Source organism: Bradyrhizobium sp. Pa8 (genome assembly GCF_052588265.1).
The window spans coordinates 3,955,423-3,976,222 of sequence record NZ_CP176767.1 but is presented as its reverse complement, the minus strand read 5'-3'; the positions used below and the strand labels follow the sequence as shown (position 1 = coordinate 3,976,222).

Here is a 20,800-nt window from a genome sequence, read left to right as displayed (position 1 = left end):
CACAAGCGTACGCCACGCAACGACGTGGCGATCCGGAGGAAACGATGCAGGGATTGATGATGGACATGCCGCTCCTGATCAGCGGCCTGATCCAGTATGCCGCGGACTATCACGGCGAAGCCGAGATCGTCGCGCGCGAGATCGAGGGCGACATCCATCGCTACACCTATGCGGACGCCCATCCACGCATCAAGCGCATGGCGCTGGCGCTCGAGCGGCTCGGCATGAAGCGTGGCGACCGCGTCGGCACGCTGGCCTGGAATACGCACCGGCATTTCGAGATGTTCTATGCCGCGCCCGGCATGGGCTACGTGCTGCACACCATCAATCCGCGGCTGTTTCCCGAGCAACTCGTCTACATCATCAACCACGCCGAAGACCGGCTGCTGTTCATCGACCGCGCCACGCTGGCGCTGGTCGAGGCGATCGCGCCGCAGCTGAAGACGATCGAGGCCTATGTCGTGATGTCCTCGCGCGAACGGATGCCGGAGACCAAGCTTGCGAACGTGCATTGCTATGAGGATCTCCTCGCCAGCGAGAACGACGCCGGTTTCGCCTGGCCGGAGTTCGACGAAAAATCCGCATCCACCATCTGCTACACGTCGGGCACGACGGGCAATCCCAAGGGCGTGATCTACTCGCACCGCGCCGCCATCCTGCAGACCATGACTTGCTGCAATTTCGACTTCCTGCCGGGACATCTCGAAGGCGTGCGCGAAGTCATGATGCCGATGGCACCGCTCTTCCACGGCAATGGCTGGAACATGCCGTTCACCGCGCCCTACACGGGATCAAAGCTGGTGCTGCCCGGCCGCAACTATGAGCCCGACAAGCTCTATGAGCTGCTCGAAGGCGAGAAGGTGACGCTCTCCGCCGGCGTGCCGAGCTTCTGGCTGATCCTGCTCGATTGGCTGGGTCGCACCGGCAACAAATTCTCGACCCTGCGCGCGACGCTGTCGTCCGGCTCGGCGCCGCCGCGCGCGATGGTCGAGAAGCTCAAGCGCGACTATGACATCGACTACGTCCAGGCCTGGGGCATGACCGAGGCCCTGGGCTGCTCGATGCCAGGCTTGCGGCCCGGCTCCGAGCATCTCGGCGACAAGGAGAAATTCGACCGGCGCCAGGTGTCGGGCCGCGCCTGCTTCGGCACCTCCTTGCGCATCGTCGACGACGGCGGCAACGAGCTGCCGCGCGACGGCAAGACTGTCGGACATCTGCGGGCCCGCGGGCCGTGGGTCGCCTCCGGCTACATGAAGCTCGACGAAGGCCTCGACCGTGATGGATGGCTGATCACCGGCGACATGGCGGTGATCGACAGCCAAGGCCACGTCACGCTGACCGATCGCTCCAAGGATGTGATCAAGTCCGGCGGCGAATGGATCTCCTCGATCCAGCTCGAGGACGTCGCCTTGTCCCACCCCGACGTGCTGCAAGCCGCCGTGGTCGCGATCAACCATGAAAAATGGCAGGAGCGTCCCCTGCTCCTCGTCGTCCGCAGGAAGGGCGCGACCATCGACGGCAAGACCTTGCTCGACCACATGCGCCCGAAGATTGCGAGCTGGTGGATGCCCGACGCCGTCGAATTCCTGGACGAGTTTCCGATGACCGGCACCGGCAAGGTGCTCAAATCCGCGCTGCGCGAGAAGTTCAGGGAGTACCGCGTCGTCTGAAGTACGCGCGCCCTGCCGTGCGCGGTCTTCATCTTTTGGTAGATTCGACGGCGATATATCGAGGTGTCGCTAACTCCAGGGATCGAGGACAGCATGGCGTTTTCCGGATTGGGCCTGCATCTCGGCAATCTGTCGCGCCTGTCGAATGCGCAGACGCGCTCGATCAGCCCCGAGAATTTCACCGGCGAGAAGGGCAAGGGCGGCATGTCCGTCGACGGCCCCGCCGCACGCCAGGCCCGCGATCTCGGTCAGGGCTGGAAGATCTCGCCCTATGTCGTCATCGAGCCCGGCGCGACCTTTACCCTCGCCGACATTCAGGGCCAGGGCGCGATCCAGCAGATCTGGATGACGCTGGCGCGCGGGCGGTTGCGCCATTCGATCCTGCGCGTCTACTGGGACGATCAAACGCTGCCGAGCGTGGAATGCCCGGCTGGCGATTTCTTCGCCTGCGGATGGGAGGAGTTCGCGCAGGTGTCCTCGCTCGCGGTCTGCGTCAATCCCGGCCGCGCCTTCAACTGCTACTGGGAGATGCCGTTCCGCACGCGCGCGCGCTTCACGCTGGAGAACCGCAGCGAGGAGCAGCTCACCGTCTACTACCAGATCAATTACACGCTCACTGAAGTGCCCGAAGACTGCGCCTATTTCCATGCGCAGTTCCGGCGTACCAATCCGCTGCCGTACAAGGAGGTCTACACTATCCTCGATGGCGTCAGCGGTGCGGGCCATTATGTCGGCACCTATATGGCCTGGGGCGTCAACAACAACGGCTGGTGGGGCGAAGGCGAGATCAAGTTCTTCATCGACGGCGACGGCGCATTCCCGACCATCTGCGGCACCGGCACTGAGGATTATTTCTGCGGCGCCTATAATTTCGATCCCCATGTCGCGCATGCCGGTCAGGGGCAATCACGCTACCAGGAATTCACCACGCCCTATGCCGGCCTGCCGCAGGTGATCCGTCCCGATGGTGTCTACAAATCGCAGCAACGCTTCGGCCTGTACCGCTGGCACATCCCCGATCCCGTGCGCTTCCGCTCCGATCTGCGCGTGACGATCCAGGCGCTGGGCTGGCTGCCGGGCGTCAAGGAGGCGAAGTATCTTCCATTGCAGGACGACATCGCCTCGGTCGCGTTCTGGTACCAGACGCTGCCGACCGCGCCCTTCCCGACATTGCCCGGCCCGGATTATCTCGAAATCGGCTAGCCGCCCTTCCCTGCGCTCACAGCATTTGCGCCGCCCGGACGTCGTGAAGATAGTCCGGGCGGCGCCTTCGTGTTCGGCGCCGGCTACCAGGAATACTGGAGCCCCACGCGTCCAAGGGCGCGCACGTCGCTCCACGACTGCGCCGGAAGCGCCACGCCAAACTCCGTCGCGGTCCGGTTGGACGTGGACGTCAAGCTGCCGCGATCGAGACCGAACGCGATGCCCATGGTCAGTGACAGGTTTCCCTGGATCCTGATCATTCCGACCACACCGGCGGCATGCTGCCCGTCAAAGACGGCCCAGTGCGTCGAGATCGCATAGTTGGTCCCGTCGGGCAGGAACGGATTGACGAGCGAAGTCGCCATGGCCGTTCCCGTCGCTGCACGGGTAATCTGGCGCGCGAGATCGAACTGGCTCTGCACCGTCTGCCCCGCGTTCACGCAGGTGTCGGTACCCGGTATGTAGAAGAAGTTGGCACCGTAGATCGAGCAGATCTTTTCGTACTCGACCGCAGCATGGCCGGGCGTCGGGATCGCCAGAACCAGAGCGGCAGTCGCAAGGATAGCGCGCAGGTGACGTCGGAAGACGTCTCGTGCCGCGTTGATTTGCTTCCACATGTTTGTCTCCAATCAGTGACGTTGACGCGGCTCAGTAACGAGAAACGATGGCGTCGCCGTTGAAGCGGTAGTTCACGCCGAGCTTCACGAGGTGCAGGTCATGGTCGACGTTTTGGGTACTGATCCGTGTGCTCAGCGCGATCGCGGCCGGACCGAAGTACAGATAGTCGTACTCCAGTCGCGCCGAGAGACTGCTCGTCAGCGCGTATTCAAGGCCAACGCCACCGGTCAAACCGGTCCGCTGGTGGTTCACGTCGAGCGGAGCAAACGTGCCGACATAGGCCTGGTAGGCGACGTTGGCCCATGCAACGCCGCCTTTGGCGTAAGCCAGCACATTATCAAACGCGTAGCCGATGCGACCGGTGCCCGTCGCCAGTGCCTGGTACGACACTGAAAGCCCGGACAAGATGGGGTTCGCGGGATCGAACGGCCGATTGCCCTTGATCGACGCCCAGGAGAGATCGAGCTCGGCACCGACCACGATGTTGTCGAACTGCCAGTTGCCGCCAACCTGCGCACCTGCGAGCGCGCCCTTTGTGTCCATCGTGAAGCGGTCTTGCGCGAATGCGAAGCTCGGGTCTACGAGCCGGCTGCTGCCCATGCCATAACCGCCATGAGCACCAATGTAGAAGCCGTTCCAGAGCGGCACCGGAGCGACGACCGGAGCCTTCACTGTCATGTCGGCCGCGTTCGAGGATGTGGCAGTGAGCGGCATGGCCGCGAGAAGCGGCGTGGCGGCAGCAACGCAGGAGAGGAAGCGGCGCGCCGAACGCGAGAGAGAGATTGTCATGAGATGATCTTTCAAAATGTCAGAATGAATTTTCGGAGCGAGCGTCGCGTGTTTCACCAGGCGTACATGAAGCCCGCGCGGCCGAGGCCACGGACGTCACTCCACGATTGCGCCGGGATCGCCGTGCCGAATTCCGTCTGCGTCCGGTTGGTGTTGGACGTGAGGCTTCCCTTGTCGAGGCCCAGCGAGAACCCACCCGAGAACACGAAATTGCCGGAGACCCGCACCAGGCCCGAGAAGCCCGCGGCGTGCTGGCCGTCATAGGTCGCCCAGTGGGTCGAGACCGCGTAATTGGTGCCGGTCGGAAGCCACGGCGCGACGAGCGACGCAGCCATCGCGGTGCCGGTCGAAGCGCGGGTCTGCGCACGCGCGAGATCGAACTGGTTCGTCGCGATCTGGTTGGCGTTGGTGCAGGTGTCGGTGCCCGGAATGTAGAAGAAGCCGGCGCCGTACAAGGAGCAGATCTTGACGTACTCGACCGGAGCGGCGTGGCCTGGTGCGGCGATCATGGCGCCGAGGCCGGCGGTGACGACTGCGGCGATCTTGGACATGGTGGACATGATGTTGTCTCCGAGGATTTCTGTTGAATGTTGTTTCGATGTGCCGGGGAATTAACGCGGGAGGCCGCCGTCGCCGTTGAAGCGGATATTGATGCCGGCCTTCACCACCTGGACGAAATGCTTGATCTCGGACGTCGTGTCCGCGCTCACCCAGTGGAGCGTTTCGGTGGGGAGAAAGATCGCGTTGTATTCGACCTTGGCGGAGACGTTGCGCAGGAGGGCCACTTCCAGGCCGACGCCGCCGACGGCACCGAACAGTTCGCGGTTGTAGTTGGTGATCTCCGGGGTGAACCGCGACGAGAGCTCCATGCGGGCATAGGCGGCACCGCCCTTGGCATAGGCGAGCCATTGGCCCGACGCGTAGCCGACACGGCCCGTCGCGGTCGCGAGGGCGGTGTAGCCGACCCCGTTGGTGGTGCTCGACGTGAGAAGGGGCGAGGTGCTGGTGTTGCCCTTCACGAAGGACCAGGAGCCGTCGACCTCGGCACCAAGGACATAGTTGCCCAGCTGCCAATTGTAGCCGAGCTGCCCGCCCGCGAGCGGTCCGTTGTAGTAGGCAGAGAACGGATTGTTGGCGGGGCTGTTGAGGGGATCGCGAAACTCCGACTTCCCCCATCCCCAGCCACCATGGACACCGGCGTAGAATCCGGACCAGGAGACGACGGGTGCTGGCGGCGGACCGCCAGCGAGAGCAGGTGAAGTGATAATCGCGCTCACCGCTGCAACGGCGGCGGTGAGTCTGATGCAGCGAGTGACGGAGCGTTCTGATTGCGTGTGCATGTCGATGTCCATTTCCTTTTTTGAATTCACGATTGTGTTTCTTATATTAATCTATTTTAAATTGTGTCTTGAGGTACGACGTTGGGACTAAGCCCTTGCTTGCTTTTGAACGAACGAAACCGGCGACCGCACAGCTTGCGGATCGACGGGACGAACTACCGGTTGTTGGAAGAACCCGCGCGCAGTCCAGGACAATGCGCTCCGCGTCCTATCGACTGGCGAACTAGGGGCGCGCGATCCGTAAGGAAGTGCTTCCGTAGTCCCCTTGTGTTGTCATGACTGCTGCCCCCACTTTTGATTGAGGCCGATCTTAGGCACGACCTTTCGGATTGCCAGTCGCGTCAAAGTCACAGTTGCTGATTGTTTCCCACGCGCTTCTCATTCGGTGCACAAACGCAAGACAACGCATGAATGGACGTTAATATCGCTACGCAACTGGTGAGCTCTGACGCGATTTGCGCAGAGCCGCGCCGATGAAAATGCGATGAGGCAAGCGCCGCTATCGCCGACTCGATTCTGATGCAGGCCGGCCCCGCGTGCAGGCGCTGCTTGATCTACAGGAGGTCCAGATGCTCTACCCGATGTCGTCCAAAGTCGTCGAGCTCAAGCGCAAGCTCGAGAGTTTCATGGACCGGCACATCTATCCGAACGAGGAGCGCTTCTATCGCGAAGCGGAAGAGCTCGGGCCCTGGAAGGTCTATCCCGTCGTCGAGGAGCTGAAGCCGCTGGCGCGCGCCGAAGGTCTTTGGAATTTGTTCCTGCCGGAGTCCGGCCACGGCGCGGGTCTCACCAATCTCGAATATGCCCCGCTCTGCGAGGTGATGGGGCGCACGCATCTGGCGCCCGAAGTGTTCAACTGCTCGGCGCCCGACACCGGCAACATGGAGGTGCTGGAGCGCTATGGCACCGAGAAGGACAAGGAGCGCTGGCTGAAGCCGCTGCTCGCCGGCGAAATCCGCTCCTGCTTCGCCATGACCGAGCCCGCGGTCGCATCATCCGATGCGACGAACATCGAAAGCTCGATCGTGCGCGACGGCGACCATTACGTCATCAACGGGCGCAAATGGTACACGACCAACGCGACCGATCCGCGCTGCAAGATCTGCATCTTCATGGGCAAGACCGATCCGGATAATCCCGACCGCCACAAGCAGCAATCCATGATCCTGGTGCCGATGGACACGCCGGGCATCGAGGTCAAGCGTCCGCTGCCCGTGTTCGGCTTCTACGGCGTGCCCGACCGCGCTTCCGAGGTCGTCTTCACCAATGTGCGTGTGCCCAAGGAGAACATGCTGCTGGGCGAAGGCCGCGGCTTCGAGATCGCACAGGGCCGCCTCGGCCCCGGCCGCATCCATCACTGCATGCGGCTGATCGGCCTTGCCGAGCGCACGCTGGAAAAGATGTGCCGCCGCGTGCGCAGCCGCGTCGCCTTCGGCAAACCGGTCTCGGAGCAGACCGTGACGCAGGAGCGCATCGCGGAAGCCCGCATCATGATCGAGCAGGCCCGGCTGCTGACACTCAACGCCGCCTACGCGATGGACACGGTCGGCAACAAGGTCGCGAAGGCCGAGATCGCGATGATCAAGGTCGCTGTGCCCAACATGGCCTGCCAGATCATCGATTGGGCCATCCAGGCCCATGGCGGCGGCGGCACCTCGAACGATTTTGGCTTGACCCAGGCCTACGCGACCGCGCGCCTGCTGCGGCTTGCCGATGGGCCGGATGAAGTCCACAGGAACCAGATCGCGCGGTTCGAGCTGAAGAAATACTCGAATGCCTGAGTAGGCGCTGATTCGTCAGTCCCGAGAGCCGACGCGTGAGCATCGGAGTCTAATCGACGCTTGGCGACTCCTCGATGGATGCAGATACATTTTGCTTCGAAATTGCTTCGAGCATCGCTCCGAAAATGATGATCGGCAGATAGAACGCAAGCATGATCGTATTCCTCCTGCTGTGACAACCTTGGTCTGCAGAACCAGGTTCCTCAAATTGACACTCGCCCGCCTCGGAACAATTTCGTCGCTTACCTAGCTACCGACGAAACCGATTCGCAGGCAGTATCAGGAACGCATCGCGTCAATCGCATGGGCAATCAGAACGACTGCGCTCGCGGCAATGAGAAACACAAACAACCAGCTCATGTCCGCCTCCGATCCCGGAAGTGAACGCGGTCATCCATGCACAGTCAAAAACCATCGGTCTGGAACCGCCATTCAACGGCTGGCTGATGCTTCGCAGCAACATTTGCGTCCGCTGTCGGCTCTATCGGCAGAATGCCAAAAGGAGCAACGCGCCGACGACGCAGGCTGCCAGGACTAAAAACCAAACGCCCATACGGTCCCCCGACTCACACAAGCGCGTCAGGATTAGCCCTGCGATTTGGCATTGAAACGCCTGTTGGCGGTTTTCCCCAAGCCAGGCGCGATCCATGGGCTCGTTGCGTTAGTCCAATACCTCTACCGTCGCAGAGCGGCCGGCGACGAGCGACATGGTGTCGGGGACATTGTCCAGCGCGATGCGCACCGGGACGCGCTGGGCGAGCCGCACCCAGCTGAAGGTCGGGTTGACATTGGCAAGCAGGCTCGCGCCCTCGGCGCGGTCGCGGTCCTCGATGCCGGCGGCGATGCTCTCGACATGGCCCGACAGCGTGACCGTCTCGCCCATCAGGCGAACCCGCACCTTGTCGCCGGTGCGGATGCGCGCGAGCTTTGTCTCTTCGAAATAGCCCTCCACGTGCAACGTGTCCGTGTCGACCAGCGCCATCACGCCCTTCCCGGCCGAGACGTAGACTCCCGGGCGCAGATCCATGTTGGTGATCACACCGTTCACGGAGGCATGAACCTCGCTGCGGTCGAGATTGAGCTGCGCGACCGCGCGATCGGCGACGGCTTGATCGAACGCTGCCTTGGCCTGCAGCTGGGCCGCCAGTACCTGCTCCTGCTTCTGCTGCGACACCGCGTCCGTGGTCAGCGCGCTGTAGCGCTTCAGATCGGCATTGGCCATGTCGAGCGTGGCCTGATGACCCGCCACCGATGCATCGGCTTGCCGCAAGGCCAGCGCGAAACGTTCGCGATCAATCCGGAACAGCACATCGCCGCGATGGACTTTCTGGTTGTCCTTGACCAGCACCTCCGTGACGAACCCGGAGACGTCAGGCGCGACCTGCACCACGTCGGCGCGGACGCGGCCGTCGCGGGTCCAGGGCTGCTCCATGTAATAGACCCAAAGCTCACGGCCGACCGCGAGCGCGGCGACGACGGCGAGAACGGTCAGCGCAAGGCGGCCAAACCAGGCGAAATTCCCCTTCATGGCAAAAACTCCGAGAGATAGACGACGCCGCCGAGAAGACAGACGAAAATCGCAAAATCGAACAGCGCGCGGTGCCAGACCAGCCGGTAGAGGTCGAAGCGCTGCATGAGCCGGCGCAGGATCGCGCTCAGGACGTAGGCGACGATGATCCACAGCAGCAGCGCCGGCACGAGCACGCCATAGATGTCGATCACGTATCTCATGCGGCAACGCTCTCGCCTGCACGCGGTCGATAGGCCGGTGCGTCCGGGAACAGGCCGCGGCGGATGCCGACGAGGCCGATCAAGGCATCTTCGCGCGCGCTGTCATTGGAATCCGTCACCGCCTTGGCCAGCGCCCGATCGACGCTGGTCAACAGCTCGGTCGGCATTCCTCCACCGGCATGGCTGCGGCAAGCGATCGCGAGCTGATCAAGCATGTCGTCGATGACGGCAATGGTAGTTGCGGCAAGCCCATAGCGGGCGCGGCGCAGGTCGATGATATTGATCCCGATTCGAAGCTGCACGAGGCTGTCGGCATCGTGGCGATCGCTCTCGGAGAGGAAGGCGATGCGCTGCACCAGCAGCCCGAGCCGATGCAGCATGAGGCCCGCAAACTCTGCCCGATCATGCTTGCCACGGCGCTCGGCAGCGACCGCGAGCGTCTTCCAGCTCGACAGCACCAGGCGATGGGCGACCCACTCCGCGCCCACGCCGCGCGCGATCCGCGTCACGAGCTCGGCGATCACGACGCCGACGAAGAAGGCGACCGCAGAATTGGCATAGGATGCGAAGTCGGCGCTGTAGGTCGATTGCAGCGCCAGCAGCGTTGCGGTGTTGGCCGCGAGCGCCATGCCTGTTCCCGCCGTTGCCGGCCGTCCGATCAGGAAGCCGTAGAGCAGAAAGGTCGGCGCCAGCGCGACGATCAGAACCTCGATATGGGAGATCGCGGGCACCAGCGCGAACAGATAGATCGCGACGACCACGATGGCGACCAGCGACCACAGGCCGAAACTGCGGATGAAACGTGCGGGCTCGTCCTGCGCGGCAAAGAAGGAACACGCGACCGCCGCCATCATCGGCGCCGACGCGCCGTCGGGCCAGCCGGTCCCGATCCAGAATGCGCAGCAGATCAGGATGGCCGCGGCCGCGCCGGCCGCCGACCACAAGGCAAGGCCGCGGTCGCGATGGCGCACCGGCGCGGCACCGGCCTCGGAACGGAAGGCCAGATCGAGCGTCGAAACATTGCGGCTCTCGGCGATGGCCTCGCTGAGCAAGCGGCAGTCGCGCGAGAGGTCGACCAGCTCGCGCAGTCGCAACAGCAGGCTCGTGGTGATGATCCGCTCCCATGAGGCGCTGTCATCGAGCACCGCCTGTCGCTCTGCGATTACGGCGCGGATCGGATCGGCCGGTTGCCGCGCGCCGACGTCGCTCGCAATCCATTGCGCAAGATCCTCCAGCAGCCGCTTCAGCTCGGGCTGCCGGCGCAACGCCTCCTCCCCTAATGCAGCCAGCCGATCCTCCAGCGAGGCGATCACCGGCAACAGCATCAGCATGCGCAGCCGGACCTCGCCGAGGCCGGTCACCACATTGCGATCGGTCAGCCGGTCATACGCAAGATGGGCGGAAAGCGTGTCGATCTCGACGATGTCGGTCGCAAGCTTGAGCCGCCTGCCGCGGCGCGTCTCACTCGTTCCCTGACGAAGCAGCACCGCCTGGCTCAGGCGCTGCGCATCCGACAGCCAGGCGTCGACGCGCTTGGCAACGGCCGGCGCGACGCTGCGAGGAAAGACGATGGTGGAGACGAGGCTCGCGCAGATGATGCCGAGGGAAATCTCCTCCACCCGTGCAATGGCGGTATCGAAGATGGCGCCGGGCTCGGAGACCGAGGGAAACCCGATCAACGCGACCGTGTACCCCGCCAGCATGAAGACGTAGCTGCGCGGCGTGCCATCCAGCAGCGACAGATAGAGGCAGAGCCCGACCCAGAGCGCGATCGCGAGGCAAAGCAATTCCGGTGCATCGATCAGGTTCGGCACCAGCGCCACCGTCATGGTGGCGCCGACCAGCGTGCCCATGACGCGGAAGAACGCTTTTGAGCTGGTCGCGCCCGCCAGCGGCTGCGAGGTGATGTAGACCGTCGCCATCGCCCAATAGGGCCGCGGCAGGTCCATGGCGAAGGCGATGACGAGCGCCAGCATCGACGCGGCAAACGTCTTCAACGCAAAAATGACGTCCGCGTGGCGGACCAGGAACGGCTCTTGCGCACGCATGCTATTTCGTCTCTGGACCGGTCTTGGCGTCCTGCAGGCGACTGGCCCGCTGTTCGATGCGCTGGAGAGTTTCGAAGGTTATCGCAAGTTCGTCCGCGCCGATATCCTTGAGCAGGCTCGCCCGCACCCGGCGCAGCACCCGGTTGGTCTCTTCGACCTTGACCTCGCCCGCTTTGGTCAGATGTAGCGTTTTGGCACGGCGGTCGCTCCGATCCTCGCGACGTTCAACCAGCCCCTCGACCTCGAGCAGATCGATCAACCGGACCAGCGACGGCCCCTCGATGCCGAGCTCGTCGGCGAGCACGCCCTGGCGCACGTTCTCGCCCTGCCGCGACAGCACCAGCAGCGGAATCGCGGTCGCGTAGGACAGGCCGTGATCGGACAGCGCCTGATCCGACTCGCGGCGCCAGATGCGGGCCAGACGTGCGATGAGCCGGCCGATCTCGCCGTGGATATGCGCCTGCGAGGGAGCCATGCAATTTGATAGGACGCGAACTATTAGCCTGCAACTATATAATCCGACGTATCGCAATCGATCACGCAAATGCGAACGAGGACAGCGCTGGATGGGACCGGGTTCCGCGACCGAGGCAAGCGAGACGATAACCGGCGAGAGCACGCTGACGCTGGTCCCGACCTTCGTGGTCGTCGCTGTGGACGCCACGGGCATGGGAATCATCCTGCCTCTGCTGCCGTTCTACTCGCAGCGGCTCGGTGCAACGCCGTTCCTGCTCGGCGCGCTGATCTCGGCCTATGCCGCCTGTCAGCTCGTTGCCGGCCCTGTGGTCGGCATGCTCTCGGATCGCTACGGCCGGCGGAAGGTTCTGGTCGTCAGCCAGATCGGGACTTTCATCGGCTTCATCCTGCTCGCATTGGCGGGCAACCTGACGCTGGTGTTCCTGGCGCGTATCATCGACGGCCTGACATCAGGTAACATCTCGGTCGCTCACGCCTATGCCGCCGAGCACAGCGCGCCGGCAACACGCAAGCAGGCACTCGGCATGACCAGCGGTGCGATCGGAACCGGGCTGCTGCTCGGCCCTGCTCTCTCGAGCTTCCTCGTGCACTACGGCGAGACCGCGCCGGTGTGGGCCGCGGCCGCGCTCTCGCTGATCAGCATCGTTGCGACGATCGCCCTGCTCCCGCGGGATCACCCGGCGTCCGAGCCGCTCTACCAGCATCGCGTGCCCGAGCCGACGCTGACCCGCAGCCTGCTCGGCATGCGCTATGCCTGGCGGCTGCTCGGCCTGCTCATCGTGTTCTTCTTCGTCAACTCGATGTTCCTGTCGCAGATTGGCCTGTTCCTGTCGGCGCGGTACTCCTGGGACGGACATCCCTTCGGCGCGCGCGAACTCGGCTGGATGTTCGCCTATGCCGGCTTCATCAAGATGGTGGTTCAGGGTCTTTTGATCAGCCGCGCGAACCTGATCGCCTCCGATCGGGTCATCGTGATGGCGGCGTTCGCCTTCATGAGCCTTGGATTCGCGGGACTGACGGCCGGCAACGACATCAGCCTGCTCGCGGTCGAGCTGACGCTGATCATCGTCGGCACCATGTTCGCCCGCAGCACGCTGACTGCGGAGCTGTCGCGCGCGACCGCGATCAACCGCCAGGGCATGATCATGGGCCTCAACCAGTCCCTGATGTCGGGCGCGAATATCAGCGCACCGCTCCTGAGCGGCGCGTTGATCGGTCATCGGCTGTTCGCGACCTGGGCGCTTGTCATGGCCGCGATCGCGGCGATCGGCGTCGCACTGGCGGGCCAGTTGCTGGACACGCCTCGGACGCGCTAGCGCCCTCGCCCTAGTTCACCACGTAGACGTCAGGATCGGCGCTCGAGCTCGGCTTCTTGAAGGCGTTGCGCAAGGCCGCCGACATCGGGACATTGTAGTTGAGACCGTTCGGCGGCGTCGGCGATTCCAACCACTTCCTGTAGAGCACCTCGATCTCCGGGCTCGCGTAAAGCTCCGCGGTCGCGCGATCGGCCAGCGCCTTGAACGGCGCATCCTCCCGCCGCAGCATGATCCCGAAGGGCTCGGCCTTCGAGAACGTCTCTTCGCTGATCATGAACAGCGCCGGCTCCTTCGAGCGCGCAATCGCGACCGCAAGCTGGACGTCGTCGAGCGCGTAAGCCTGAGCGCGGTCGGTTTCGAGCAGCAGGAACGCTTCGGCTTGATCCACGGCCGGCATTATTCTGATGCCGAGATTTCGCTCGGTGTTGACCTTGGCAAGCTGATTCAGATTGACAGAGCCTGCCACCGCCGTGACGGCCTTGCCCTTGAGGTCGTCGATGGTGTTGATCTTCGCGGCCTTCTTGGCTGCAAACCGGGTCGCGCTGAGAAAATGCGTGTTGGTGAAGGCGACCTGTTTCTGGCGGTCGGCGTTGTTTGTTGTGGCCGAGCAGTGCAGATCGAGGGTGCCGTTGACCATCAGCGGAATCCGGTTCGACGACGTCACGGCGAGCGTGTCGACGGCGATGTCGGGCATGCCGAGCTGCTTCTTCACGGCATCCACGATCTTGAGGCAGATATCCATCGCGAAGCCGATCGGCTTCTGGTTGCCGTCGAGATAGCTGAAGGGGACCGAGGCCTCCTGATAGCCCAGCGTGATCTTCTTGGTCTCCTTGACCTTCTGGAGCGTGCCCGAGAGGTCCTCGGCTGAAGCTGCACCCGCAAGACATGTGACGGCCAGGATAACGGTGGGAAGACGCATCGGGGGCTCCTCAAGGGGGCTTGCGCCTCCGTGCCGGGCGCAATCGCAGGGGTGATAGCGCAGACGCCTGCCGGCCGCCAGAGCAGCCTGCGTCTATCAGCTATCGCAGCTTTCGATGTGACAGCCCCTACGCGTCGATGCCCCGCTGCACCAGGATGCGCTCGGCGCTGTCGTTCCAGACGTCCATCTTGACGATCTGCCCGCTCCGGACGACGAAGCGGTCGACATAGCGGTTGCCCTCGAACGGCGTGCCGTCCATCCACTCGCCATAGAGCGTGCCGACGCTGTAGACGACGGTCTCGTCCGCACCGGGGCAAACGTCGAAACGATCCATCTTCTTCTTGACCCAGCGATAGCGCTTGGCGTTGAAGCCGGTCGGCCCGCGCGGGTGGTCGAACTCGCGCCCGCCGGTAAAGGTGATCACCGTGCCCGGCTTCATGTAGGCCGCCGCGGCATCGGGATCGGGAATCATCGAGGCCGTGAGATAGGCTTCCACGATCTCGGCGTCCGACGACGGCGCATTTTGGCTTTTCACGGCTACGGACATGGCAGCATCTCCCGGACAAATTCGCGAAATACTATCGCCCAGGTCGGGGAAAGCACGCATATATTTTGATCAGATCCCCCGCTACATTGCCGCCGACCCCGAAGCCTCGCCGACTGCTATAAGTCCAGCCCGAAGATTCATTGCATGACCGCCCAACCCGCCTTCGACCTGATCTTCCGCAACACGCTGTTCCGATCATCCGCCGCACCCGTCGATATCGGCGTGAAGGGCGGCCGCATCGCCGCGATCGAGCCGCGGCTTGCCTGCGAGGCCGTCGAGGTAGATGTCGGCGGGCGCCTCGTCCTGCCCGGGTTCGTCGACACCCACATCCATCTCGACAAGGCCTGCCTGCTCGGCCGCTGCGGGCACAATCACGGCAGCGTCTCGGACGCGATCCGCGCCGTGGCCGGGATGAAGAAGGACTTTACGCTCGAGGACGTCTACGCGCGCGGCGCAAAAGTGCTCGAACGCGCGATCGTGCACGGCACGACGCGCATGCGGACCCATGTCGAGATCGACCCGCGCATTGCCTTGCGCGGCTTCGAGGCGGTCAAGGCGCTGAAGCGCGACTATGCCTGGGCCATCGACCTGTCGCTCTGTGTCTTCCCGCAGGAAGGCCTGACGAATGACCCCGGCAGCGAAGAGCTGCTGGTGCAGGCGCTGCGCGACGGCGGCGATGCGATCGGCGGCTGTCCCTACATGGACACCGACCCGAACGCGCACCTCGAGCGCATCTTCGATCTCGCGCAGGAATTCGACGTCGACGTCGATCTCCATCTCGACTTCGATCTCGATCCCTCCTGGTGGCACCTCGACGAGGTCTGCCGGCAGGCCGAGCGGCGCAGCTATCAGGGGCGCGTGGCGATCGGCCACGCTACAAAACTCTCGGCACTGCCGCCGGAGCGGATGAAGGCGGCCACCGCGCAGCTGGCGAAATCAGGGGTTGCCGTCACGGTGCTGCCCGCAACCGATCTCTATCTGATGGGCCGCGAAGCCACCCACAACGTGCCGCGCGGACTAACGCTCGCGCACAAGCTCGCCGGTGACGGCGTGTTGTGTTCGGTTGCGACCAACAACGTGCTCAATCCGTTCACGCCGTTTGGCGACGCCTCGCTGCTGCGGATGGCAAATTTCTATGCAAACGTCGCGCACGCCTCGGTCAGCGACTTCGATACCTGCCTCGATCTCGTGACCGAGCTGCCGGCGCGGCTGATGAACCTTGGCGATTACGGCATCAAGGTCGGCAACCCCGCCGATCTCGTCGTGCTCGAAACCCAGGACAGCCGCTTCGCCATCGCCGAGCTGCCGGACATCGTGATGGGCTTCAAGCGCGGCCGCCAGACGTTCGAGCGGCAGCGGCCCACCTTGTTCGGGCCGGGCTGACCGAGTTTCCGCGCCTTGCGCCCTGCCCGCAGCTTGCGCGATGATCATCACAATCGACCAACGGAGCAACCGGATGGCCTTCGACACGATCTTCCTGAACGCGCGCTTCGACGGCGGAGCCCGGCATCACATCGCCGTCGCCGACGGCCGCATCGCCGCGATCACGCCCGTCGATGAGCGTCCCGCCGCGAACGAGACCATCGACCTCGGCAACGTCCTCGTCGTTCCCGGCTTCGTCGAAGGCCACATCCATCTCGACACCAGCTTCTATGGCGACGCCTGGCGCCCGCACAAGCCATGCACCAACGGGTTCGACGTGCATGAGCGCGTGGCCTTCCAGGCCCAGAACATGGCCATATCAGCGCCGATGGACGTGCGCGCACGCAACCAGCTCGACCTCTGCATCGGTCACGGCACCACGCAGATGCGCAGCCACGTCATGGTCGACGGCTCGGTCGGCCTGAAATCGCTCGAGACGATTATGCGCGTGCGCGAGGAATACAAGGGCCTGATCGACATCCAGCTCGTCGCCTTCCCCCAGAGCGGCATCCTGATGAGCCCGGGCACGCCGCAATTGCTGGACGAGGCCATCGGGCTCGGCGCCGATCTCGTCGGCGGGCTCGATCCCGCAAGCTTCGATCGCGACATCGAAAAGCATCTCGACGTCGTGTTCGGCGTGGCCGGCAGGCACGGCGTCGACGTCGACATCCATCTTCATGACATGGGCACGCTGGGCGCGTTCGAAGTCGAGCAGATTGCAGCGCGCACGCGAGCGCTCGGCATGGAGGGACGCGTTGCCGTCAGCCATGCTTACGGGCTCGGCGACATCTCCATGGATCACCTCAAGAAGATCGCCGACATCCTCGCCCGCTCCGGCGTCGCGATCATGACCAACGCGCCGGGCGCCCGGCCCTTCCCGCCGATCCTGGCCCTGCGCAATGCCGGCGTCACCGTCTTCAGCGGCAACGACAACATCCGCGATTCCTGGTGGCCCTATGGCGACGGCGACATGCTGCGCCGGGCCACGACGCTCGGCTATCGCTCGGGCTTCAACATCGACGAAGAACTGCGCGTCGCTTTCGATATCGTCACCGTATCAGGCGCAAAAGCGCTGCGGCTCGAAGGTTATGGCCTGCACGTCGGCGCCAAGGCCGATTTCGTGACACTGAATGCCGAGCATGTTCCTGAAGCCGTTGTCGGAGTGCCGCAAGGGCGCTCCGTGTACAAGGAAGGCAAGCTCGTCGCATGCGACGGTAAGATTGTCGGGAAGCGCGGCTAATGATCGGATCTCTTCCGTTCGATTATACCGCTAGCTTTCCTCATCCCCGAATCCGGTAGAATCCCTGACCGTAAATGCGCGCATTGCACGACGGGCCAAGGAGATCATACTAAGACCCGCACTGACATCTGCGTTCTCTGGGGAGTATGGAATGTTCAGCGCATTCAGCAGCATCGATTACCAGTCCATTCGGGCCAACACGCCCGCCGAGATCGCCATCAAGCGATTGACTGGCATCGGCGAAGTCCTGTCAGGCCTCGACATATCGGCAATCCACACGCAGGACGACATGGCCCGCGCGCTGTTGACACTCGATACCGCCGACAAATGCATTCGCACGATTCTCACCGAGTTCCGCACCGAGCGCACCACGGAAGTCGTCCGCGAAGCCACGAGCCTGATCAGCCTGATCGAGCTCGCACGTGACGAACTCTCGGACTACGCGACGGCAGCAGAGGCTTGAGCTGAACGCGCTGGAGCTCAGCGCTTGATCTTTGCGAGAATGCGATCCGCCTCGGTGCGCCAATCGGCGCTGCGGGCAAATTCCTTCGTCCCCTTGATGCCGAACAGGTCTTCATCAGCGAGATCGGCGACCCAGGCCTGGCGCTCGGCGGTGCCCTGCGCCGACCATGGCGTCAGCCCGGCCTCGCGCACGGTCTCGGCGACCTCCCGCACCTCTTCGGCGCGGCGGCGGCCGTGCTCGATCACGCGCTGGAAGAAGTAGGCGCCCTGCGTCTCCCAGTCGATCCCCGGAAACGTCTCCGCGAGCGAGGCCAGCACCGCATCCTCGACGCCATAGGCGCGCGCCGTGGTAAAGCTCTCGATGACCATGGCCTCGAGGCCCTTGATCATGATGCTGCGGCACATCTTCACAGCCGACGACACGCCGAGCTTGTCGCTCGCAACCTTGGCTGCGAAGCCGATCGTGTTCAGCAGCGGCTCCAGCTCCTTCGCGCCGGGCCCGCCGAGCAGCAGCGGCACCTTGATGCGATAAGGCGGCACCGAGGTCATCACGGCACCCTCGACGTAGCGCCCGGCCGCGCCGTCGATCTGCGCGGCGGCGCGCTGCTTGGCGCCGGGAGAGGCCGAGTTGAAATCGAGGAACCAGGTGCCCTGATTGATCGCACCCGCGCAGGCTTTTGCAACGGGCACGGCCTGGCTCGCCGTGACCGCGGAGATGATGAAATCGGATTTCGCGGTCAGCTCGGCGTGAGACACCGCCAGCGTCACGCCGAACTTCGCCGCATGCTCCTTCAGCGGAGCGCCGTGCTCGCCTGCGAGCTTGATGTCGTAAGCGGCTACCTTGACATCCTGCTGGCGCAAATCCTCGGCCAGGATCCTGCCGACCTCGCCGTAGCCGACGAGCCCGATCTGCCAGCGCCTGGGATCACCTGCCATCAATTCAATCCTCGTGTCGTCTCGTCGAACAGCTCCTCGACCGCATAGCGGCGCGGGATCAGCGCCTGCTGGAATGCGTAGTCGACGATCAGCTCCAACGGTTTTCTGTTCGCCTCGATCCCGAACGGAACGAGGTCGGGCGTCCCCGCAGGTCCCACCTGCGCCTTGTTCCGCTTCAGGAGATCATAGATGCCCGCAACCACATCGGGGCGCGATCTTGCGAGCTTTTCGGTCACGACCACGAGATGATTGACAGGGACGACGCCGCGATGCGCGTACCATTTGGCTGCTTCCGCGGCCGGATCGGGGAATAGCGGCTTCAATGTGGGATGATCAGAGGTCTCGCCGAGGACGGCATCGAGCTCGCCGTCGAGCAGCATCTGCAGGACCTTCTTGTCCTTCGGCGCGCGCTCGGTGGTGTCGACATATTCGGCAACGTGCGGATCCTCGAACGTCACCCATTTGATCCTGTCGAGATCGACGCCGTAGTCATTGGCGAGGATGCCCCTGATCCATGCGCCCGTCGTGGTCGTGAACGAGCGGATGCCGACGCGCTTGCCTTCGAGATCGGAGGGGCCGAGCGTTCCATGCGCCGGATTATAGAGCGCATAGGAATGCTGGAAGCGGCCCATCATGGTCGCCGGCAGCAGCACCAGCGGCTTGCCGTGGGCTTTCGCCATCAGATAGGTGACGATGGCCATCTCGCAGACGTCGAAAGCCTGCTCGCGCACCATCGGCTTGAACGCCGTGTTGGTCGGCGTGTACGCGATGAAATCGAGGTCGAAAAGGTCGGAGCGGAGCTCGCCGCTCTTCACCGCCTGCACGTGAGGATGACTGCCGAGCACGGCCTTCAACTTGAGACGATCCATCCGCCCGCTCCGCTTCTCTGGTCCCGCTCAGACGTCCTCGGGATTGTCGACATAGACGAGGCCGGCTTTCGCCAGCGCCTCGCGCATGCTGTACATGTCGAGGCCGAGCTCACCCGAGGCGAGCCGCCTGCGCTTGCCGCCCTCGTCCGCGTTGCGCTTCTTCGCCTTTTCGGCGACCTCAGCGGCATAGTGCTTGGGCACCACGACGACGCCGTCGTCATCGGCCACGATGATGTCACCGGGATCGACGTTGACGCCGGCACAGACCACGGGAATGTTGACCGAACCGAGCGTCGCCTTGACCGTGCCCTTGGCCGAGACGGCGCGCGACCACACCGGAAAGTTGATCTCGTGCAGCGCTTTGACGTCGCGGCAGCCGGCGTCGATGATCAGCCCCTGCACGCCGCGCGCCTGAAGCGACGTCGCGAGCAACTCGCCGAACATGCCGTCTGTGTTGTCGGTGGTGCAGCCGACGACGAGGATGTCGCCCTTCTTGCACTGCTCGACCGCGACATGGATCATCCAGTTGTCGCCGGGTTGCGCCAGCACGGTGACGGCGGGGCCGGCAATTGACGCGCCCGCCCAGACCGGGCGCAAATAAGGCTTCATCAGCCCGATGCGGCCGTAAGCCTCGTGCACGGTCGAGACGCCGTATTCCGCCATTCCGGCGGGATCGGCTCGCTCAATGTTGCGAACGACGACGGACTTCATGCCAGCTCCTCCGCAACCGTCGGGAACAGCCGCTGATAGGCCTCGCCATAGGTCATGGGCACGCCGGTGTTGCGGCTGCCCTGGATGCCACGGTTGAGCGCGACGCGCTCGTAATAGCCCCAGAGATGTTTTTGCGCGGCGAGGATCTGGAACGCCTCGTACTTCTCCTTCCAGACCTCGTCGATCTTGAGGAGCAGGTCCGGCTTGTAATTGCACTGCTCCGGCTGGTGCGGCTCGAACAGGAACACCGGCGGCGCCGAGTATTTGTATTGCGCGCCGGGCTTGTGACCCATCGCCTGCGCGACCACACGTGTCTCCTGCGCGAAATGCGCGGCGTTCGGATGGTCGAAATTGTAGGGGTCTTCCAGCGCGTGCGTCAGCACGAAGCTCGGATTGAGCTCGCGGTAGATGTCGACCATGCGGTCGAAATGCGCCTCGGTGAGCTTCAGCGGATAGTCGCCGCAGTCGAAAAACTCGATCTCGGCGCCGAGCAGCTTCGCCGCCCGCTCCGCCTCGTCCTTGCGGCCGGCCTTGACCGACTCCAGCGTCGCGCCTTTTTCCTTCCAGGCGAACTGGCTCTCGCCGCGCTCGCCGAAGGACATGCAGACGATCTTCATGCGATAGCCCTTCTTCGCATGCAGTGCGATGGCGCCGCCGGCGCGCCAGACGAAATCGCCGGGATGGGCGGTGATCACGAGACCTGTTTTCATGGGACTACTCC

At 63.8% G+C, this 20,800-nt stretch carries 20 protein-coding genes and 1 pseudogene; 7 read left to right on the top strand and 14 right to left on the bottom strand.

From position 1 onward, the window contains the following. Window positions 1-44 precede the first annotated feature (44 nt). Together ACKWRH_RS17725 and ACKWRH_RS17720 are read left to right on the top strand one after the other, a co-directional pair. Window positions 45-1,670, top strand: a complete 1,626-nt coding sequence (locus ACKWRH_RS17725) for a long-chain fatty acid--CoA ligase (protein WP_445221630.1) — start codon at window positions 45-47, stop codon at window positions 1,668-1,670. 93 nt (window positions 1,671-1,763) lie between these two features. Further along, on the top strand, window positions 1,764-2,873 hold the full coding sequence (locus ACKWRH_RS17720) for a glycoside hydrolase family 172 protein (protein WP_445221629.1): 1,110 nt from the start codon (window positions 1,764-1,766) through the stop codon (window positions 2,871-2,873). Window positions 2,874-3,306: 433 nt separating this feature from the next. Here ACKWRH_RS17720 and ACKWRH_RS17715 read toward each other — a convergent pair. The 4 genes and pseudogenes from ACKWRH_RS17715 to ACKWRH_RS17700 all read right to left on the bottom strand — a co-directional run. Then, window positions 3,307-3,490 (bottom strand): annotated as a pseudogene (locus ACKWRH_RS17715) (porin); the annotation flags it as partial. Between the two features lie 31 nt (window positions 3,491-3,521). After that, window positions 3,522-4,337 (bottom strand): outer membrane protein, encoded by an 816-nt coding sequence (locus ACKWRH_RS17710; protein ID WP_445221628.1) that lies wholly within the window; start codon window positions 4,335-4,337, stop codon window positions 3,522-3,524. After that, window positions 4,334-4,840: a porin gene (locus tag ACKWRH_RS17705; RefSeq protein ID WP_445221627.1), complete on the bottom strand. Its 507-nt coding sequence runs from the start codon at window positions 4,838-4,840 to the stop codon at window positions 4,334-4,336. Before ACKWRH_RS17705 ends, ACKWRH_RS17710 begins: the two co-directional genes overlap by 4 nt. A gap of 51 nt (window positions 4,841-4,891) precedes the next feature. After that, window positions 4,892-5,620: an outer membrane protein gene (locus tag ACKWRH_RS17700; protein WP_445221626.1), complete on the bottom strand. Its 729-nt coding sequence runs from the start codon at window positions 5,618-5,620 to the stop codon at window positions 4,892-4,894. Between the two features lie 569 nt (window positions 5,621-6,189). Between ACKWRH_RS17700 and ACKWRH_RS17695 the strand changes: the two genes are divergently transcribed. After that, window positions 6,190-7,401: an acyl-CoA dehydrogenase family protein gene (locus ACKWRH_RS17695; protein WP_445221625.1), complete on the top strand. Its 1,212-nt coding sequence runs from the start codon at window positions 6,190-6,192 to the stop codon at window positions 7,399-7,401. Between the two features lie 661 nt (window positions 7,402-8,062). Here ACKWRH_RS17695 and ACKWRH_RS17690 read toward each other — a convergent pair. From ACKWRH_RS17690 to ACKWRH_RS17675, 4 genes are read right to left on the bottom strand one after another with little or no spacing between them, the layout of a single operon-like run. Beyond that, on the bottom strand, window positions 8,063-8,929 hold the full coding sequence (locus ACKWRH_RS17690; protein WP_445221624.1) for an efflux RND transporter periplasmic adaptor subunit: 867 nt from the start codon (window positions 8,927-8,929) through the stop codon (window positions 8,063-8,065). Further along, on the bottom strand, window positions 8,926-9,132 hold the full coding sequence (locus ACKWRH_RS17685; RefSeq protein ID WP_028146630.1) for a DUF1656 domain-containing protein: 207 nt from the start codon (window positions 9,130-9,132) through the stop codon (window positions 8,926-8,928). The genes ACKWRH_RS17690 and ACKWRH_RS17685 overlap by 4 nt, the downstream gene beginning before the upstream one ends. Then, window positions 9,129-11,180, bottom strand: a complete 2,052-nt coding sequence (locus ACKWRH_RS17680) for an FUSC family protein (protein WP_445221623.1) — start codon at window positions 11,178-11,180, stop codon at window positions 9,129-9,131. The genes ACKWRH_RS17685 and ACKWRH_RS17680 overlap by 4 nt, the downstream gene beginning before the upstream one ends. A 1-nt stretch (window position 11,181) precedes the next feature. Further along, on the bottom strand, window positions 11,182-11,655 hold the full coding sequence (locus ACKWRH_RS17675; RefSeq protein ID WP_445221622.1) for a MarR family winged helix-turn-helix transcriptional regulator: 474 nt from the start codon (window positions 11,653-11,655) through the stop codon (window positions 11,182-11,184). Between the two features lie 91 nt (window positions 11,656-11,746). On the opposite strand from ACKWRH_RS17675, the gene ACKWRH_RS17670 reads away from it, so the two are divergent. Next, complete coding sequence (locus tag ACKWRH_RS17670; RefSeq protein WP_445221621.1) at window positions 11,747-12,973, top strand: MFS transporter; 1,227 nt, start codon at window positions 11,747-11,749, stop codon at window positions 12,971-12,973. A gap of 10 nt (window positions 12,974-12,983) precedes the next feature. Here the strand turns inward: ACKWRH_RS17670 and ACKWRH_RS17665 are convergent, their stop codons facing one another. Then, window positions 12,984-13,892: an amino acid ABC transporter substrate-binding protein gene (locus ACKWRH_RS17665; RefSeq protein ID WP_445221620.1), complete on the bottom strand. Its 909-nt coding sequence runs from the start codon at window positions 13,890-13,892 to the stop codon at window positions 12,984-12,986. A gap of 127 nt (window positions 13,893-14,019) precedes the next feature. Next, window positions 14,020-14,439, bottom strand: coding sequence for a nuclear transport factor 2 family protein (locus ACKWRH_RS17660; RefSeq protein ID WP_445221619.1), 420 nt, complete (start codon window positions 14,437-14,439; stop codon window positions 14,020-14,022). 144 nt (window positions 14,440-14,583) lie between these two features. On the opposite strand from ACKWRH_RS17660, the gene ACKWRH_RS17655 reads away from it, so the two are divergent. The 3 genes from ACKWRH_RS17655 (at window position 14,584) to ACKWRH_RS17645 (ending at window position 17,564) form a co-directional block, all read left to right on the top strand. Continuing rightward, window positions 14,584-15,822 (top strand): amidohydrolase family protein, encoded by a 1,239-nt coding sequence (locus tag ACKWRH_RS17655; RefSeq protein WP_445221618.1) that lies wholly within the window; start codon window positions 14,584-14,586, stop codon window positions 15,820-15,822. Between the two features lie 73 nt (window positions 15,823-15,895). Beyond that, on the top strand, window positions 15,896-17,101 hold the full coding sequence (locus ACKWRH_RS17650; protein WP_445221617.1) for an amidohydrolase family protein: 1,206 nt from the start codon (window positions 15,896-15,898) through the stop codon (window positions 17,099-17,101). Window positions 17,102-17,252: 151 nt separating this feature from the next. After that, window positions 17,253-17,564 carry a hypothetical protein gene (locus ACKWRH_RS17645; RefSeq protein WP_445221616.1) on the top strand — a complete coding sequence of 104 codons (312 nt, stop codon included), beginning with the start codon at window positions 17,253-17,255 and terminating at the stop codon, window positions 17,562-17,564. 17 nt (window positions 17,565-17,581) lie between these two features. Here ACKWRH_RS17645 and ACKWRH_RS17640 read toward each other — a convergent pair whose 3' ends face one another. The 4 genes from ACKWRH_RS17640 to ACKWRH_RS17625 are packed head-to-tail and all read right to left on the bottom strand — an operon-like array spanning window position 17,582 to window position 20,789. Continuing rightward, the gene (locus tag ACKWRH_RS17640; RefSeq protein WP_445221615.1) at window positions 17,582-18,499 is read right to left on the bottom strand and encodes a DUF1932 domain-containing protein; all 918 of its coding nucleotides are present in this window, start codon (window positions 18,497-18,499) and stop codon (window positions 17,582-17,584) included. After that, window positions 18,499-19,368, bottom strand: a complete 870-nt coding sequence (locus ACKWRH_RS17635) for a hypothetical protein (protein ID WP_445221614.1) — start codon at window positions 19,366-19,368, stop codon at window positions 18,499-18,501. The genes ACKWRH_RS17640 and ACKWRH_RS17635 overlap by 1 nt, the downstream gene beginning before the upstream one ends. Window positions 19,369-19,395: 27 nt before the next feature. Continuing rightward, on the bottom strand, window positions 19,396-20,079 hold the full coding sequence (locus ACKWRH_RS17630) for a 4-carboxy-4-hydroxy-2-oxoadipate aldolase/oxaloacetate decarboxylase (RefSeq protein ID WP_445221613.1): 684 nt from the start codon (window positions 20,077-20,079) through the stop codon (window positions 19,396-19,398). Continuing rightward, window positions 20,076-20,789: a PIG-L deacetylase family protein gene (locus ACKWRH_RS17625; protein ID WP_027517331.1), complete on the bottom strand. Its 714-nt coding sequence runs from the start codon at window positions 20,787-20,789 to the stop codon at window positions 20,076-20,078. The genes ACKWRH_RS17630 and ACKWRH_RS17625 overlap by 4 nt, the downstream gene beginning before the upstream one ends. Between the last annotated feature and the right edge of the window lie 11 nt (window positions 20,790-20,800).